The 16147-nt window shown below is 70.2% G+C and carries 16 protein-coding genes; 8 read left to right on the forward strand and 8 right to left on the reverse strand.

From position 1 onward, the window contains the following. Positions 1-24: 24 nt before the first annotated feature. Genes ACYVG5_RS01490 through ACYVG5_RS01515 form a run of 6 tightly spaced genes read left to right on the forward strand, consistent with a single transcriptional unit; the run spans position 25 to position 8760 of the window. Positions 25-1920, forward strand: a complete 1896-nt coding sequence (locus ACYVG5_RS01490) for a hydantoinase/oxoprolinase family protein (RefSeq protein ID WP_222047685.1) — start codon at positions 25-27, stop codon at positions 1918-1920. Beyond that, the gene (locus tag ACYVG5_RS01495; protein WP_222047687.1) at positions 1920-2294 is read left to right on the forward strand and encodes an acetone carboxylase subunit gamma; all 375 of its coding nucleotides are present in this window, start codon (positions 1920-1922) and stop codon (positions 2292-2294) included. The genes ACYVG5_RS01490 and ACYVG5_RS01495 overlap by 1 nt, the downstream gene beginning before the upstream one ends. Then, the gene (locus ACYVG5_RS01500; RefSeq protein ID WP_222047689.1) at positions 2291-4456 is read left to right on the forward strand and encodes a hydantoinase/oxoprolinase family protein; all 2166 of its coding nucleotides are present in this window, start codon (positions 2291-2293) and stop codon (positions 4454-4456) included. The genes ACYVG5_RS01495 and ACYVG5_RS01500 overlap by 4 nt, the downstream gene beginning before the upstream one ends. Next, entirely contained in the window at positions 4453-6513 is a 2061-nt protein-coding gene (locus ACYVG5_RS01505) for a hydantoinase B/oxoprolinase family protein (RefSeq protein ID WP_222047691.1), read from the forward strand. Before ACYVG5_RS01500 ends, ACYVG5_RS01505 begins: the two co-directional genes overlap by 4 nt. Beyond that, positions 6510-7175 carry a hypothetical protein gene (locus ACYVG5_RS01510; protein WP_222047693.1) on the forward strand — a complete coding sequence of 222 codons (666 nt, stop codon included), beginning with the start codon at positions 6510-6512 and terminating at the stop codon, positions 7173-7175. The genes ACYVG5_RS01505 and ACYVG5_RS01510 overlap by 4 nt, the downstream gene beginning before the upstream one ends. A gap of 37 nt (positions 7176-7212) precedes the next feature. Then, positions 7213-8760, forward strand: a complete 1548-nt coding sequence (locus ACYVG5_RS01515; RefSeq protein WP_222047695.1) for a long-chain-fatty-acid--CoA ligase — start codon at positions 7213-7215, stop codon at positions 8758-8760. 77 nt (positions 8761-8837) lie between these two features. On the opposite strand, the gene ACYVG5_RS01520 is transcribed toward ACYVG5_RS01515, so the two are convergent. Then, the gene (locus ACYVG5_RS01520; RefSeq protein WP_222047697.1) at positions 8838-9485 is read right to left on the reverse strand and encodes a cysteine hydrolase family protein; all 648 of its coding nucleotides are present in this window, start codon (positions 9483-9485) and stop codon (positions 8838-8840) included. 257 nt (positions 9486-9742) lie between these two features. Continuing rightward, positions 9743-10585 carry an NmrA family NAD(P)-binding protein gene (locus tag ACYVG5_RS01525; protein ID WP_222047699.1) on the reverse strand — a complete coding sequence of 281 codons (843 nt, stop codon included), beginning with the start codon at positions 10583-10585 and terminating at the stop codon, positions 9743-9745. Positions 10586-10904: 319 nt separating this feature from the next. Here ACYVG5_RS01525 and ACYVG5_RS01530 point away from each other — a divergent pair, with 319 nt between their 5' ends. Beyond that, positions 10905-11309 carry a hypothetical protein gene (locus tag ACYVG5_RS01530; protein WP_222047704.1) on the forward strand — a complete coding sequence of 135 codons (405 nt, stop codon included), beginning with the start codon at positions 10905-10907 and terminating at the stop codon, positions 11307-11309. A gap of 122 nt (positions 11310-11431) precedes the next feature. On the opposite strand, the gene arr is transcribed toward ACYVG5_RS01530, so the two are convergent. Then, positions 11432-11893, reverse strand: coding sequence for an NAD(+)--rifampin ADP-ribosyltransferase (gene arr / locus ACYVG5_RS01535; RefSeq protein ID WP_460682936.1), 462 nt, complete (start codon positions 11891-11893; stop codon positions 11432-11434). Between the two features lie 177 nt (positions 11894-12070). Between arr and ACYVG5_RS01540 the strand changes: the two genes are divergently transcribed. Then, positions 12071-12400: a TfoX/Sxy family protein gene (locus ACYVG5_RS01540; RefSeq protein ID WP_222047706.1), complete on the forward strand. Its 330-nt coding sequence runs from the start codon at positions 12071-12073 to the stop codon at positions 12398-12400. Between the two features lie 112 nt (positions 12401-12512). Here the strand turns inward: ACYVG5_RS01540 and ACYVG5_RS01545 are convergent, their stop codons facing one another. The 5 genes from ACYVG5_RS01545 to ACYVG5_RS01565 are packed head-to-tail and all read right to left on the reverse strand — an operon-like array spanning position 12513 to position 16099. After that, positions 12513-13628, reverse strand: a complete 1116-nt coding sequence (locus ACYVG5_RS01545; RefSeq protein WP_222047709.1) for an FAD-dependent oxidoreductase — start codon at positions 13626-13628, stop codon at positions 12513-12515. Next, positions 13625-14425 (reverse strand): hypothetical protein, encoded by an 801-nt coding sequence (locus ACYVG5_RS01550; protein WP_222047711.1) that lies wholly within the window; start codon positions 14423-14425, stop codon positions 13625-13627. The genes ACYVG5_RS01545 and ACYVG5_RS01550 overlap by 4 nt, the downstream gene beginning before the upstream one ends. Then, positions 14422-15363, reverse strand: a complete 942-nt coding sequence (locus ACYVG5_RS01555) for an ABC transporter ATP-binding protein (RefSeq protein ID WP_222047714.1) — start codon at positions 15361-15363, stop codon at positions 14422-14424. Before ACYVG5_RS01555 ends, ACYVG5_RS01550 begins: the two co-directional genes overlap by 4 nt. Beyond that, positions 15360-15605: a helix-turn-helix domain-containing protein gene (locus ACYVG5_RS01560; protein WP_222047717.1), complete on the reverse strand. Its 246-nt coding sequence runs from the start codon at positions 15603-15605 to the stop codon at positions 15360-15362. The genes ACYVG5_RS01555 and ACYVG5_RS01560 overlap by 4 nt, the downstream gene beginning before the upstream one ends. Beyond that, entirely contained in the window at positions 15605-16099 is a 495-nt protein-coding gene (locus ACYVG5_RS01565; RefSeq protein WP_222047720.1) for a DUF2975 domain-containing protein, read from the reverse strand. Before ACYVG5_RS01565 ends, ACYVG5_RS01560 begins: the two co-directional genes overlap by 1 nt. Positions 16100-16147: the final 48 nt, after the last annotated feature.

Below are 16147 nucleotides of genomic sequence, written 5' to 3' on the forward strand. Positions count from 1 at the left end.
ACCTACCGACGGGAGTTCCCCGCGATGTACAAGGTCGACATCGACACCGGCGGCACGATGACCGACGCCCTGGTCAGCGGCGAAGGCCGGGTGGCGTCGCTCAAGGTGGAAACCACCCCGCACGACGTCACCATCGCCTTCGTCAGCATCCTCGAGGCCGCGACCTCGGAGCTCGGTTTCGACAGCCTCCGCTCCTTCCTCGAACACGTGGAGGTGATCCGCTGGTCGTCGACGATCACCTCGAACGTGCTGGCGCAGCGGGTCGGCCCGAAGCTGGGCCTGCTGGTCACCGCAGGGCACGAGACCGACCTCTACGACGCCGCCGCAGCGAGCACCGTGATCGGGACCCTGGTAGAGGCCGACGACATCACCGGCATCGAGACCGACGCCTCGGAGCAGCAGGTGCGGCTGGCGGTGAAGTCGTTGCTGGACCGCGGCATCCGCCGCATCAACATCAGTCTTGCGGGGGCCTTCCCGGATGGCGCGGCCGAGGCCCGGATCGTCGAGATGATCGGGAAGGACTACCCCGACCACTTCCTCGGCTCCATCCCGGCGCTGGCCGGCACCGAGGTGATGCTGCGGCCGGACGACAGCACGCGCACGATCGCGTCCCTGATGAACGCCTATGTGCACCCCTCGCTGGCGTCGACGCTCTACCGCGCTGAGGAGATCGTTCGCGATCAGCACGGCTGGCAGGGCAACGTGCTGATCGGTCACATCAACGGCGGTATGGCGCGGATCGGGAAGACCAGGGCTTTCGACACGATCGAGTCGGGGCCCCTGTTCGGGACCTACGCCTCGGCGGCCGCCGCCGAGGAGTTCGGTGACGGCAAGGTCATCGCCATCGACGTGGGTGGCACCACGGCGAAGGCCAGCGCCGTCGACAACGGTCGCGTCGTGCTCAAGGCCGAGGGCGACCTGTTCGACATCCCGCTCAAGTTCGACTTCCCGCTGTTGCGGTCGATCGCGCTGGGCGGCGGATCGGTCGCCCGCGTGTCCGACGGGAGAGTCACGCTGGGGCCCGACAGCATGGGCGCGGCCCCGGGCCCTGCGGCGTACGGACTGGGCGGCCGGAACGCGACCATCACCGACGCTTTCGTCGTGTGTGGCCTGTTGAACCCGACCGAGTTCCTGGGCGGCAGGCGTCAACTCGATGCCGGGCGCGCACGCAAGGCCCTGGACAGGCACATCGGTGGACCGCTGGAGCTGACCACCGAGCAGGCCGGGCTGGCCGTCGTCGAGGCCGCCTGGGACACCGTGGCGCAGCTCGCCCGGGAGACGGCCGAGGAGGTCGGCTGGGACCCGTCGGCGTGCGTCGTCTACGCATACGGCGGCAACGGGCCGTTGTTCGCAACCGCCGTCGCCGACCGGCTCGGCGCCCGGACCGCCCGGTTCTTCGGATACGGCGCCGTCTACTCGGCGTTGGGCTCGGCCATCTCGGATGTGGTCCACGTGTACGAATCGGCGCTGACCGGAGCCGACCACCTCGCGAGCGCCGGTGCGGCCCTGGCCGCCGAAGCAGCTCGCGACCTGCGCGGCGAGGGGTTCGACCCGGACGATGCAGTCCTGGAGTGGGAGCTGCGATCCGATACCGCAGCCACCCGCGGCCGCGGTGGCGATCCCCGAGCACTCCTCGACGGTCTCGACGGCAAGCCGACCCTGGTCCGCCTGACCGCCCGCTACCCCCTGCCGCGGATCGAGCGCCCGGAGATGGTGGGCAACGGCGCCGGACAGACGACCAGCCGGACGACCATCCACGGGGACACCCCGTGCCACAGCCCGACCGCGGTCGTCGGCCGAGAGCTGTCCGGACCGTTGGTCGTCGACGGATCCAGCTACACCTGGCTCGTCCCGCCGGGGTGGCGTCTCGCAACGGATGCACGCGGAGATGCGTCTTTGACCCCCGAAGGGATCTCGTGATGGGCACACTGCATTTCGCCGAGTACATCGACGCCAACCTCGACACCGAGCGCTGGTCCTGCCACGAATGTGGTCAGGACCTGGGTGACCTTCGCGGCAACTACAAGCGCGGCCTGCTCGTCGCCGAGCGGGACCCACGTGAGATCCACGAACCCGTGCTCGAGGGCGAGTACACGTTCGCCCCGAAGAGCGACTGGATCCGGATCATCGAGTTCTACTGCCCCAGGTGCGGCCGGCAGGTGGAAACCCAGTACCTGCCGCCCGGTCACCCCCTCACCCAGGACACGGAACTGGACGTGGATGCGGTCAAGCAGCGCATCGCGGCCGGCGTGGTGCGCATCAACGACGACGGAAAGCTGGAGGCTGCCCGATGAAGGCCATCGACATCGACGTGGGTGGCACCTTCACCGACCTGGTGCTGACCTGGGACGACCAGCGGTACGTCGCCAAGTCGCCGACCACGCCCTACGACCTCTCGGTCTGCTTCCTCAACGTGCTCAACGCCGGCGTGGGCCAGCTCGGACGCACCCTCGACGAGGTGCTGCCCGAGGTCGAGGTGGTCCGCTACTCGACGACGGTCGCCATGAACCGGCTCATCGAGCGCAAGGGGCCCCGGCTCGGACTCATCACCACCGAGGGGCACGAGGACGCGATCCTCATCGGACGGGGCTCCCAGTGGACGGACGGCACCCGGCTTGCCGAACGCCGCAATCTCGCGGTGCAGTTCAAGCCGAAGCCGCTGGTGGAGCGGGACATGATCGTCGGTATCACCGAAAGGGTCGACTCGGCCGGGAGCGTGGTGCGCGAACTCGACGAGGACGACGTCCGTACCAAGCTGCGCGAGCTGGTCGACAAGGGCGCCCGAGCGATCGCGGTATCGCTGCTGTGGTCCTTCGTGAATCCCGAGCACGAACTGCGGATCCGCAAGATCATCCGCGAGGAGTACAAGGGCTACCACGTCGGCTACCTGCCGGTCGTGCTCAGCCACGAGGTGGTCGGCAAGGTCGGTGAGTACGAGCGCACCATGACCGCGATCCTCGACGCGTACCTGCAGACCAGCATCAAGTTCGAGCTGGAGACCACCTGGGACGAGTTGCGCAAGCACGGCTACACCGGCACGTTCCTGCTCACGCACAACACCGGTGGCAGCGCAGAGATCTTCAAGACCACCGCCAGCCGAACGTTCAACGGTGGCCCGGTCGCCGGTCTGATGGGCTGCTACCACATCGGTCAGGCGCTCGGGTTCCGGAACGTCATCGCATCGGATGTCGGAGGTACCAGTTTCGACACCGGCATGGTCGTCGATGCCTCGGTGCGAAGCTACGAGTTCCGGCCGATCATCGACCGGTGGATGGTCGGCATCTCGATGCTGCAGACCACCACCATGGGCGCCGGCGGCGGATCGATCGCCTGGATCAACGAGCTGCTCGGCGGACGCCTCGAGGTCGGGCCGAAGTCGGCCGGCTCCTATCCAGGCCCGGCCTGCTACGACCTGGGCGGCACCGACCCCACCGTGACCGACGCCGACGTGGTCCTGGGCTACATCGCCCCGGACGGCTACTTCGGCGGCAAGATGCCGCTCGACCGGGACAAGGCGGTCGCCGCGATCCAGACCAGGATCGCCGATCCGCTCGGCGTGTCGGTCGACGAGGCGGCGGCCATGATCCGTCGGATCGTGGAGAGCAACATGGCTTCGGCGATCAAGCGTGAGGTCCATCTGCGTGGCTACCACCCGGAGGACTTCGTCCTCTTCGCCTTCGGCGGCGGTGGTCCCACCCATGTGGCCGGCTATCGATCCGACGTGCCGGCGGCCGTGATCTTCCCGCAGGCGCCGGTGTTCTCGGCGCTCGGCAGCTCGGTCATGGACATCATGCACGTCTACGAGCAGAGCGGCCGGATGCAGTTCATGGCCCCGGTCTCCGAGGAGATCGTCGTGGACAGGGCGGCGTTCAACGCCAAGGTGGACACGATGATCAACCAGGCGCAGGTCGACCTGGAAGCCGAGGGCCTCGGTGACTCCGACCCGGTGTTCAGCGTGGAGCTCGACATGCTCTACGGCGGTCTGGTCCAGGTCAAGCGCGTGTCGTGCCCGGTGCTCAGGATCGATTCCGATGACGATGCGCAGCGGCTCTACGACGCGTTCGAGAAGGAGTTCTCCGAGGCGTTCAGCCCGCACGTGGTGAACAAGCCGGGAGGTGTGTTCATCGACGGCATCGTGCTCAAGGCGACCGTCGTCACCGAGAAGATGTCGCTACCGCTGCACGAGCTGCAGCCGGCCGATCCTTCGGCCGCCAGGGCCGGCACCAGGTCGGCGTACTGGCCGGAGTACGGCGAGCGACGTGACACCGACATCTACCGGTTCGACGACCTGGTTCCCGGAAACGTGCTCGTGGGTCCGGCCATCTCCGAGATGGAGTTCTCCACCATCGTCATACCCCCGGGGCAACAGATGCGGATCGACCAGCACGGCCTCGGCATCCTCGAAGACCAGGCGCTGACGGTGACCGCCAACGATGCAGCGGAGGTACGGGCATGAGCTACCCCACCAAGGAAGAGAAGCTCGCCGCGCTGAAGGTGACCGAGCCTTCCGAGTACGAACTCGGGTGCGTCGACCTGGTGAAGCCGGGCGACTACGAGATCGGCGTGCAGCGCACCAACGACATGGTCGACGAGGGCTACGAAGTGTTCATGCGGAGCTCGCGGTCATCGATGGGCGTCGCGGGTGACTCGATCGTCGCGATCTTCAATGCCCGGGGAGACCTGGTCAATGCGTCGGCCGGGACCTACCTGCACGCGATCATCCCCCCGATCGTGATCAAGTTCATCCTCAAGCGGTACTCGGAGAACCCCGGCATCAACGACGGCGACGTCTGGTACACCAACGACGCTCTCTACGGCGGCATCCACAACCCCGACCAGTGCGCGATCATGCCGGTCTTCTTCGACGGCGATCTGGTCGCCTGGACGGCCGCGCTGTCGCACACGACCGAGACCGGAGCGATCGAGCCTGGTGGCATGCCGCTGACGGCGACCTCCCGGTTCGAGGAAGGCATGAACCTCCCGCCGATGCGGGTGGGACAGAACTTCAGGATCAACTCCGACATCCTGGAGATGTTCGCCGCCTTCGGCATCCGGGCCACCGACAACGTGACCGTCGACATGCGCGCCCGTGCGACCACCTGTGACAGGGTGCGCGTCCGGTTGCTGGAGATGTTCGAGCGCGAGGGCAAGGAATTCGCGATCGGCCTGCTGCGCAAGATGCTGATCGAGGCGGAGGAGGGCGCACGCAAGCGAGTGAGCCACTGGTGCGACGGCGTCTACCGGAACGTGACGTTCAGCGATGCCGCGGGCCTGCAGCCGGGCCTGATCCGGAACTGTGTGATGACCATGACCAAGAAGGGCGACCACCTCGCCTTCGACTTCACCGGGACCAGTCCGGAGAACCCGTCGTCGTACAACGCGCACCCGCAGGCTGTGGTCGGCCACATGGCCAACTACATCTACGAGTACGTCTTCCACGATCTCCCGGTCAGCTCGGCCACCTTCCAGGCGGTCGACTTCATCTTCCCGGAGAACTCGATGCTCTCCCCGGACGCCCGGGCAGCCACCTCCAACTCGGTGATGGCGTGCACGGGGGTGATGAGCTCGGTGGCGAACTGCATCTCGCGGGCGAGGTTCGCCAGCGACGAGTGGACCCAGGTGGCGGCCAGTCAGGGCAATGGCGGGAACGCCATCGTCATCGCGGGCATCAGCCAGTGGGGGGCCAACTTCGCCGACATGATCGCCTACCCCATCAATACCGAGGGGCAGGGTGCCCGGGCGACCTCCGACGGCATGGACGCCTACGGCTTCCCGTGGTGCGGTTTCGGCCGGGCGCCCGACGTGGAGAGCATGGAGAACGAGTTCCCGTTGCTCTTGCCGTTCTCGTCGCACTGGAAGGACTCCGGGGGTGCGGGAAAGCACCGCGGCGGCGTCGGCACCGCCCAGCTCTGGGTCACCCACAACGTCCCGATGCTGTTCCAGATGGCGATCGCGGACAATTCCTCGATCCAGACGCCGCAGCCCCTCTTCGGCGGCTACTCCCAGCCCACGGTGCCCGGGATCGTGCTCGACGGCGTCGACGTCAAGGAACTCATGGCGAAGGCGAAGGCGGGGGCCGGCAGCATCAGCTTCGAAGGCCTCCTCAGCGGCGACTTCGGGGGACGGGTGGTCACCAGCCAGTACGGCAGCCAGATCCACCCGGTCCTCGACGGCCAGACCGTCATCGTGGGCCTGTCCACGGGCGGCACCGGATACGGTGATCCGCTGGATCGCGATCCCGCTGCGGTAGAGGTCGACGTCCGCAAGAACCTGGTGTCCATCGGGCAGGCGCACAGCCTGTACGGCGTGGTCGTCGACCCCACGAGCGGGCGGGTGGACGACGGGGCGACCACCGCGCGTCGCGCCGACCTGGTGGAGCAGCGTCTGGCACGAGGGGTGCCGTACGACGAGTTCGAGGCGACGTGGTCCACCAGGCGGCCCGATGAGTCGATCATGCAGTGGTTCGGCTCGTGGCCGGAGGGCAACGTGGTGAACCCGGTCATGCGGCCATGAGCAGGGCGGTCGTCCGGTCGTTGCTGGAGGGGGGCGAGGGCACCGTCGCGGTGCCCTTGGCCCTCGCTCCGGCCGCGCGGATCGCGGAGCGGGACTGGAAAGGGTTCCTGACCGATCCCACCCAGCTGGCCAATGGGTTGCGTGACCTGGTGAACGCGGTGAACCCGGACGGGGTGCCGCTGACGAGCGACGATGAGTTGCTGCGGGAGGCGACGGCCGGGGCCTGGTCACAGGGGGCGCACCTGCAGGCGGCTCAGGAGGCGGCCCGGAGGCTCCGGCAGACCCTGGGTGACCGGATGGCGCTGGTCGCGGTGCTGCCGGGTCCGGCTCGGGTTGCCGCGGCGACCGACAACGACCTGCCGGCGGCAGTGGGCCTGGTGCAGGCCCTGGGGGAGAGCCTGCTGGCTGCCGGTGCCGACGTCCTCCTGGTCCGGGACGAGGGGGAGTCGGACGCCGGGCTGTCGACATTGGCCAACATCGCCCGGTTCCACCGGGCGCTGGCCCTGGCCGTCGGGCAGCCGACCGGGGGGCTTCCGGAGGTCACCCGGCTACCCCTGCAGGCCCCGACGCCGGCCGAGGGAGTGGTGGTGACCGACGAGCAGCTACCACGGGACGTCGACTTCACGCTGCTGGAGGACTGGCTCGACGGCGTGCACGGGTAGCGCCGGTGCGCCGAGAGACCTGGGAAGGGCCCCGCTCATGAGTCACGCGACCGGCGAGCTCGTCGCCGACCCACCGCCCACCGTGGTGCACCTGCTCGCCTCGGCCGCGGAGGAGTCGCCGGGGGCCGAGGCCGTGGTGTTCGGAGAGGTCCGCCTCACCTACGCCGAGTACTACGAGCGGGTGCGCGCCTTCGCCCACGAGCTGCTCGAACGCGGCGTGGCAGGCAGGCGCGTGGCGACGGTCCTGGGCAACTCTGCCGACACGTGCATCGCCTTCTTCGCGGTACACCTCGCCGGAGCCCAGCTCGTGCCGGTCAATCCGCTCTACACAGATCGCGAGCTCCGCCAGATCCTCAGTGACGCGGAGCCGGTGCTCGTGATCGCCGACGAGTCGCTCGGCGCTCGGGTGGCGCGCCTGGCCGAGGAGCAGGGGGTCGAGGCGCTGCTGGTCGGCAAGGACACCCGGGGGCTTGCCACCGCCCCCGCCGAGCCCCCGGTGTACGACGCGTCGGAGCTGTCGCTCCCCGAACCCGACGCGCCGGCTCTGCTGCAGTACACCGGCGGGTCGACCGGCACCCCGAAAGGGGTGCAGCTGACCCACCGCGCGATCGCAACCAACGTGGCGCAACGCGAGGCATTGCTGCCCACCCGCTGCGGCGAGGAGCGGGTGCTCTGCGTGATGCCGCTGTTCCACTCCTATGCACTCTCCATGGCCCTGTACCTCTCCGCCCACTCCCACGGCTGCCTCGTCGTGCTGCCGCGCCACCACCCGGAGCACCTGCTGCAGACCATCAGGAAGGAACGGATCACCCTCTTCCCGGGCAACCCGACGATCTATTCGGGGCTGCTCAGCCACCCCGCCGCCGCGACCACCGACTGGTCCACCGTGCGCGCCTGCTACTCCGGCTCCGCGCCGCTCCCGGTGGAGACGCTGCGGCGCTGGGAGGCCCTGGTCGGCGCTCCGGTCGTGGAAGGCTACGGCCAGACCGAGGCCGGCCCGGTGCTCACCTTCAACCCTGCGGAAGGCACCCGTAAGGCCGGCTCGGTCGGCGTCCCGGTGCCGGGGACGACCGTCCAGGTGGTCGACCTGGCCGCCGCCGATGTCCCGCTGGGGCCCGGCCAGGTCGGCGAGATCCGTGCCCGAGGTCCGCAGATCATGTCCGGCTACCTCAACCGGCCGGTAGAGACCGCCGAGTCGCTGCGCGACGGATGGCTCTACACGAGTGACATCGGGGAGTTCGACGACGACGGCTACCTCTACATCCGCGAGCGGAAGAAGGAGCTGGTCATCGTCGGCGGGTACAACGTCTACCCGCGCGAGGTGGAGGAGGTTCTCTTCTCGCACCCCGACGTCATCGATGCCGGTGTCATCGGCGCACCCGACGACTACCGCGGGGAGGGGCTCCAGGCCTTCGTGGTCCTCGCGACCGGCAGCGCAGCATCCGCCGAGGAACTCCGGGAGCACTGTCGCGGCAGACTCGCCAAGTACAAGGTGCCGACGCTGGTCCGGCTGGTGCAGCAGCTACCCAAGACCTCCGTCAACAAGACCGACAAGGTCGCCTTGCGGCAGGAAATGACCTCATGAGACCGGACCGACCCGCCCAGGCACGGTGAGACCGGCCCCTGGCCGCGTGCTCCGGTCGACCCCCGGGTGATCCGCGGCTACGTGGCGGCGGAAGCCGTCACGAGCTGCCGGAACTGCTCCGCGGTCATCACGTGCGCCGTGGAGAAGGAGAGGATGGACAGCGTGGCGCGGTGGACGTCGTCGGCCGACATGGCGCCCCAGCCGACGTCCGGATAGTCGAAGGTGCCCGTGGCGTCGGACAGGAAGGCCACCTTGTAGTTGTGGAACATCGCGTCGCGCGCGGTGGCGTGGCAGCAGTTCTCCGTGGTCGTCCCCGAGATCACGACCGAGTCGATTCCCCACTCCCGGAGGATCAGGTCCAGGTCCGTGGCGAAGAAGCCGCTGTACCGGTGCTTCTTGATCACGTGCTCGCCGGGCGCCGGAGCCAACGCCGGGAAGATGTCCGACCCGGGCGTGCCATCGATCAGTGCGGCGCGCTGGTCGATCGGCGGGTAGAGGTCGTCGTACAGCCCCATGTCCGAACCATCTCGGCGGTGGACGTGGGCGGTGTAGATGACCCGGATCCCGCTGTCGCGGCAGAAGGTGAGCGTCTGTGCCAGTTCGTCGACCATCGCCAGAGCCTGCTTGGACTGCAGGGCCGCTCCTTCGGCGACGAAGTCGTTCTGCATGTCGACGACGACCATGGCCGTGCGGGCCGGGTCGATGCGGTCGAAGCTGTAGGGCACGGGGGCCTCCGGGCGGTGATGGAAGGGGACGCAGCCAACCGGCCGACGAGATCGGCGCGGGTGGTCCCTCGGTGTCGGATCGCCACAGTGTGACAGCGGCCACTGACGAGGCGCCATCCTCCGTGGTGCTTTCCGGCGGCGCACGACCTGACCCGGCTGACCTGTGCCGTGGACCGGCACCGCTGGAGCGGGGCGGCCCGGGGTTCCCAGGGCGCCGGCCCGCGGCGCGGCAGTCCGCGGCGAAGACCGGGCAGCCGTCAGACCGGGCCCGTGAGGGCCGGCCCGCCGTCGGCGAGGAACGCCTGCAGTGTCCGCGCCGGCCGTCCTGTCACGCGCTCGACCGTGTCGGTCACGCCCGTGAAGATGCCGGCCTGCACGCGCTCGAACGTGAGCACGGAGAGCTCCCGCTCGAAGCCATCGGTACCGGCCACGGCCTCGCCGATCGACACCTCCCGGTGGACCACCGGGTGCCCGGTGGCTCGGGAGAGCAGCTCCGCCGTGCGCGGCAGCGAGAGGCTCTCCGGCCCGGTGAGCTCGTACACCCGACCGGCGTGTCCCTCGTCGAGCAGGGCACGCTCGGCCACCGCGGCGATGTCCCGGGCGTCGATCCAGGCCACGCTCGCGCCACCGCTGGCGAACGGCAGCTCGCCGGTGTCCACGAGCTGGTCGCGGTAGAAGCGGGGGTCGGTGAAGACCTGCATGAACCAGCTCGGCCGCAGGATCGTCCAGCGCCGGCCGCTGCTGCGTACCGCACGCTCGGCCCGCAGCGCCCACCCGTCGGGCGCCACCTGGCCCGCGTCGCGTTCGGACAGCAGGACGGCGTGGGTCGGGAGCGGCGTCGCGGCGAGGAATGCGCCGATCAGCTCCGGCGCGTCCGCGCGATCGGGCCGGACGAGGTACACGGCGTCGATGCCGTCGGTCGCCGCGGACCAGCGGGACGGCTGGTCCCACGAGAAGTCGGTCGGCCGCACGCCGTCGATGTCGACCGTGGCCGGACTGCTGCTGCCGCCGAGCACCGCGACGCCGGGTCGGGCGACGAGCAGCTCCGCCAGGGGGACGCCGGTCTTGCCGCGGACCCCGGTCACCAGGATGCGGGTCACGGCAGCTCTCGGTGCGGACGCGTCACGACGAACCCTCCGGTCGTTCGAGGAACGGGAGCTCCGCAGGCTCATGCCAGCACGGCCGCGCGAGCGGATCGACCGAGGCCGGTAGCCCCGTACCGGTCGTCCCTGGTGGCCATCCGACCACGGCCGGGTCCAGCCGGGGAAGTACCCACGGGAAGGACTGCACGAGGCCGCCCGGACCGGTCAACGGAGACGCCTCGTGGTGCGCACCGCGGCAGGATGCCCCGATCCCCACGGACAACGACCGCGCCGGGTTCATGCCGATGTCCGTGCGGAAGCCCTACGGTGCGGCGGCATGGTGCACCGATCGACCCTCGTGGCCGTCTCTACGGCCCAACTGGCCGCCCAGGTGGCCGGCCACGTCGTCGCCGTGCGGCGGCGCAGGCACTTCGACGTCCCGCTCATGACCGGGAGTCCTGAGCACCTGGTCCGCGACTGGCTGTGGTTCGGCACGGCCTACAGCGGACCTCCGTACCTGCTCGGCCTCCAGCTGTGGGCCATCGCCCGGTTGCTCGGCGGACCGGACGACCGTGCGCGCTGGGTGCTCCGGTGGCTGGGCACTGGTCTGACGCTGGGCTACCCGAGCGAGCGGTGGAACCGGGTCCGGGTCAGCCGTGGCGGCCTCGACCTGCTCGAGACGCCGATTGTTGCGACTGGGTGGAGCTGCGCGATGGCGATGGCCGTCCTCGCCCGCCGCTGACGGGGGCCCGGAACCCGCTGCCTCCGATGGGGGCGCCTCCTGTCGTGGGCCCGCCGCGGGGTCCACCTCGATCCGGGTCGGCGGCTGCGGATCCGCGTCGCCGGCGGGAACGAGGGCTGCTCTCAGTCCTCGATGACGTCCCGCCCCTGCGCCCGCAGCACTTCCAGGTTGTCCAGCATCCCCTTCAGCGCCTCCGGGGCGTGCCCCTCCCAGCTGTCCACCTCGCCGACGACGCGCAGCGGATGGCGGGTGCGGTAGGACCGTGTGGGGTTGCCCGGGAATCGCTTGTCGGTCACGTTCGGGTCGTCCTCGAAGGGGCCCAGGGGCTCCACGACGTAGATGTGTCCCCGCTCGTCGCTCCCGGCCAGCGCGGTCGCCAGCTCTGCTCCCCAGGCGGCTGTGTCCACGAGCGCGGTGAAGTAGATGTTGTTCGACACCCGGCCCGCCTGGAAGTTGGAGCCGTGGCCGGGGATCAGCTCATCGCCGGCCTCGAGCGTGGCCTTCGTCCCGTGGTAGAAGGGGCCCCCGATGTGCGCGCAGCGTTCGTAGGTCACGGCGACGTGGGAGTCGCTGTTCAGGTCCATGGCCGTCTTCTCTTCAGACATCGTGGTCAGCCGCTCTGCTCCGGCGTCGGCCAGCACGCTCTGCCGCACGACGGGCGGCGGGCCGTGGGGCAGACCTCGAGCCGGAGACGAGCGTAGTTGCGTCCAGCAGCGACCGGAGGACCTACGCTCGTCAGCTCGCCAGGAAGGAGACAGCGAGTGGCCTACGATGCTGAGCTCGCAGACCGGGTTCGCGCCCTCGTCTCTCACGAGAAGAACGTTCGTGAGGTGCAGATGTTCGGTGGCCTCGCGTTCATGGTCGACGAGAAGATGGTGGCCTGCGTATCTGGCGGTGGCGGCGCACTGCTCGTGCGCGTGTCCCGCAGCCGCGATGCCGAGTACCTGGGGGTGGCAGGGGCCCGCCGGGCAGAGATGGGCAAGGGCCGGTCGATGGGGGAGGGGTGGATCACCGTCGACGAGGATGCGCTCACGGAAGACAGCGCCCTGCACTTCTGGATCGACGCCGTCCTGGAGTACAACGCCGAGTAGACAGCAAGGCGTCGAGCGAACGGACTGGGCGCCGCGCCCGAACCATCCGGCAGATCACGCCACGCGAACCCGCACGGACGCTGTCGGCTGCTGCGGCCTCGGGCTGATGAGGCTAACGGGGAACGGGGAAGGACCGGTCGCCGAAGAGGATGCGGCGGGCCGCTGCCCGCCCGGGCGGGGTGCGCAGCACACCGAACGCCGCCGCCGCGACGGCGGGCGTGCGCACCTGGGCCAGCCCCCGGCGTAGCAGGAGCCGCCCCCGGAACCGGGCGCGCAGGACGGCCCCGTCGTAGTGGGCCAGCGCGTCGGGGCGCCCGGCGCGCAGGGCGTCGTGCAGGACGTCGGCAGCGAGCTCCGACAACCGCAGACACGGATCGAGTCCGCCCGCCGTGAGCGGGGAGACCGCTCCGGCCGCATCTCCGACCAGGAGACCGCCGGCGCAGCCGATCCGGCGCAGCAGGCCGCCCACGGGGATCGGGCCCCCGCGCCGCTCGACGTCGTGCGGGCGTTCGGCGACGGGCAACCCGGGCGCCGAGGTGCCGAACCGCTCCAGGGCCGAGCGCATGCCGCCGGGGAAGCGGTGGGCGTAGCCGGCGACGCCGACGTGGGCGTGCCGCCCGTCGTTGACCACCCATGCCAGGTAGCCGGGCGCGAGCGAGGGGTCCAGCACGCAGTGGAAGGTCGGAGGCCTCTCGTGGCCGGAGACCTCGAACACCTCCTCGGCACCGATGAGCAGGTGGTCGTTGCGGTCGAGGGCGAGGTCGCGGGCGACCTTCGAGCGGGCCCCGTCCGCGCCGACGACGAACCGTGCCCGCACCCGGGTCGGCCCATCCGGCCCGGCCAGGAGGAAGGCGTCGTCCCGCCGGCCGGCGTAGCGGGTGCCCAGCGCGATCCGGACGCCGGCGTCGGCCGCGGCGCGGGCCGCGGCCACGTAGAGCGGCGCCATGTCGCCCACCCGGTACTCGTCGCGATCACTGACCAGGGTCACCGGCCGGCGCAACCCCGGCGGGTAGAGCACCACACGCCGGATCGGTGGCCCCAGGCACTCGGCGGGCAGCGGAAAGTCATCGAGCGTCTTCCGGACGAAGATCCCCGTGGTGCGGATCGCGCCGGTCAGCGACGGCCGCCGCTCGACCAGCAGCACGTCGTGGCCGCCCTGCGCGAGCAGCGTGGCGGTGTGCAGGCCCGCGAGCCCGGCACCCACGACCAGCACGTCGACGCCGGTCACCGGTTCGCGTCGTCCCGGGCCAGCCGCAGCCAGCCCAGCAGCAGGGCTCCGCCCGCCCAGCCGAGCAGCGAGACGACCGACGAGGTCTCGGTCATGCCCGGTACCTGGCCGAGCAGGAGGAACGCCGCGCCGGATCCGGGCAGGACCTCGGCGAGCGCGGACATCCACGGGTAGCCGAACTGCGGCAGCAGCAGGGGGAGCACCAGCATTCCGAGGAACACGGTGACGAGAGCGCCGGCCGTGGTGCGCAGCAGGAAGCCGAGCCCGACGGCGAAGGCGGCGCCGGCCGCGACGACGAACGCGATCGTGCCCAGCGCGTCGAGGCCCTCCCCGACGGGCAGGGTGAGGCTCGGGCGGGCCGCGGCGAAGGCTGCGAGGGCCGAGCCCGACCCCAGCAGGATCCCGACGCTCGTGGCTCCGCCCACCGCCACGAGCGTGCGGGCGAGGAAAAGGACCCCTCGCCTGGGCGTCCACTGCAGCGTCGGGACGATCCCGCCGGTGGCGTAGTCGGACGTCACCGCGATCAGGGCCAGCGCGAGGAGCGCGAACTGCGCCGGCATGGCCGCGACCGGTGCCACCGCCCAGGCCGGGTCGCCCTGGGGCGCAGGCGCCTCGGCAGCCGCCTCGAAGCCGGCGATCGCACCGATCCCCACCATCGCGACGGCGGCCGCCGCCAGGAATCCCCAGGTGGCCCTGACCGTCCACAGCCGGGTCCATTCGGCGGCGCACGTGCGGATGAGCACCCGCCCGGTGGAGACGCCGCCGCGCGGGATGGCAGTGGCCGACGGAGCCGTCACCGGGCATCCGCCGTCGTCGCGGGAGCGGCCCCGGCCGCACGGCCGTGGAACTCCACGCTGTCGCCGGTCAGGTCGAGATAGGCGTGCTCGAGGGACGGGCGGACCTCGGAGAGGTGATGGAGCGGGATGTGGGCGTCATGGGCGACGTCGCCCACGTCATGGGCAGTCCCGTCCTCGATCTCCAGTTCGTGGGCATCGATCCGCGCCACCGTGAGGCCGCGCTCGCGCAGCCGGGTGAGGAGTGCGTCGGCCTGCGAACTGCGGACCCGCACGCGAAGGTTGCCCAGCCCGCGGAGGATCTCCTCCGTGCTCGCGTCGGCGATCAGGCGGCCGCGACCGATGACGACCAGCCGGTCCGCGGTCTGCTCCATCTCGCTCAGCAGATGGCTGGAGACGAGCACGGTGCGGCCCTCGTCGGCGAGCCGGCGGAGCAGGCCGCGGATCCAGCGGACGCCGTCGAGGTCCAGGCCGTTGACCGGCTCGTCGAACAGCAGCACCTGCGGGTCCGCGAGCAGCGCAGCCGCGATCCCGAGGCGCTGGCGCATCCCCAGCGAGTAGCCCTTGATCCGGCGGCGGGCCGCGCGGTCGAGTCCGACCTGCTCGATCACCTCCTGCACCCGGCGCTGCGGGATGCCGTTCGTCCGGGCAGCGACCCGGAGGTGGTTGCGTCCGGTGCGGCCCACGTGCAGGGAGCCGGGGTCGAGCAGCGCACCGACCTCGCGCAGCGGTTCGCCGAACGCCGCGAACCGCCGCCGGTTGACGAGCACCTCTCCCGCGGTGGGCCGGTCGAGGCCGAGCATCATGCGCATCGTCGTGGACTTCCCCGCCCCGTTCGGCCCGAGGAAGCCGGTGACCTTGCCGGGCTCGACGTCGAAGCTCAGGCCGTCGACGGCCAGGGTGTCGCCGTAGCGCTTGGTCAGGCCACGCACCTCGATCATCGGTGGGCCTCGTACGGGGTCTGCGACGCGCCGTGGTTGTCCTCGACCCACTCGAGCAGGTCTCCGGGCTGGCACTCCAGCACCCGGCACATGGCTTCCAGCGTGCTGAAGCGCACCGCCTTGGCCCGCCCGTTCTTGAGCACGGCCACGTTGGCCGGGGTCAGCCCGACCCGTTCGGCGAACTCGCCCACGCTCATCTTCCGCTTGGCCAGCTCGACGTCGATGCGTACGACGATGGGCATCAGATCACTGCTTCCATGTCGGACCGCAGGTTCGTGGCCTGCCGGAGCAGCGCGCGCATGATGACCATGAGCAGGCCCAGGACCGCTCCGACGAGCAGCAACAGCAGCAGCAGCGCCGGGAGCACCGGATCGTCGCTGACCTCGTCGATGATGAAGTAGTAGGCGCAGACGAGGGTGCCGAGGAGCATCACCCACCCGACGGCGATCGCCCACACGATCGCGTTCACCCACCGCAGCGCGCTCGCGCTGAAGATCCGGTCGTGCGTGACCATGGTCAGCAGCTTCCAGGTGCACACGATGACGATCTGGATGCACGCCAGCCCCAGCGCCGAGACCGCCAGCATCGCCCACCGCATGAACGACCGCTCCAGGGTCGGCTCGGCCAGGTCGGGCACCAACGCGGGAACCGCCCAGATCTGGGCGATCACAAGGGCCGCGAGGACGATCGCAAGCAGGATCCGGAGGGGGAGCACCACATGCCGCAAGTGGGTCATGCGATCGACTTTCGTCGATTAGCTATCGAATGTCAATCGACACGCCCT

This window comes from Modestobacter lapidis (assembly GCF_054780755.1).

Bases quoted from the DNA above. Each gene is read 5' to 3' on its own strand.
- ACYVG5_RS01490 (WP_222047685.1), top strand. From the start codon at position 25: ATGTACAAGGTCGACATCGACACCGGCGGCACGATGACCGACGCCCTG.
- ACYVG5_RS01495 (WP_222047687.1), top strand. From the start codon at position 1,920: ATGGGCACACTGCATTTCGCCGAGTACATCGACGCCAACCTCGACACC.
- ACYVG5_RS01500 (WP_222047689.1), top strand. From the start codon at position 2,291: ATGAAGGCCATCGACATCGACGTGGGTGGCACCTTCACCGACCTGGTG.
- ACYVG5_RS01505 (WP_222047691.1), top strand. From the start codon at position 4,453: ATGAGCTACCCCACCAAGGAAGAGAAGCTCGCCGCGCTGAAGGTGACC.
- ACYVG5_RS01510 (WP_222047693.1), top strand. From the start codon at position 6,510: ATGAGCAGGGCGGTCGTCCGGTCGTTGCTGGAGGGGGGCGAGGGCACC.
- ACYVG5_RS01515 (WP_222047695.1), top strand. From the start codon at position 7,213: ATGAGTCACGCGACCGGCGAGCTCGTCGCCGACCCACCGCCCACCGTG.
- ACYVG5_RS01530 (WP_222047704.1), top strand. From the start codon at position 10,905: ATGGTGCACCGATCGACCCTCGTGGCCGTCTCTACGGCCCAACTGGCC.
- arr (WP_460682936.1), bottom strand. From the start codon at position 11,893: ATGGACCTGAACAGCGACTCCCACGTCGCCGTGACCTACGAACGCTGC.
- ACYVG5_RS01555 (WP_222047714.1), bottom strand. From the start codon at position 15,363: ATGATCGAGGTGCGTGGCCTGACCAAGCGCTACGGCGACACCCTGGCC.
- ACYVG5_RS01560 (WP_222047717.1), bottom strand. From the start codon at position 15,605: ATGCCCATCGTCGTACGCATCGACGTCGAGCTGGCCAAGCGGAAGATG.
- ACYVG5_RS01565 (WP_222047720.1), bottom strand. From the start codon at position 16,099: ATGACCCACTTGCGGCATGTGGTGCTCCCCCTCCGGATCCTGCTTGCG.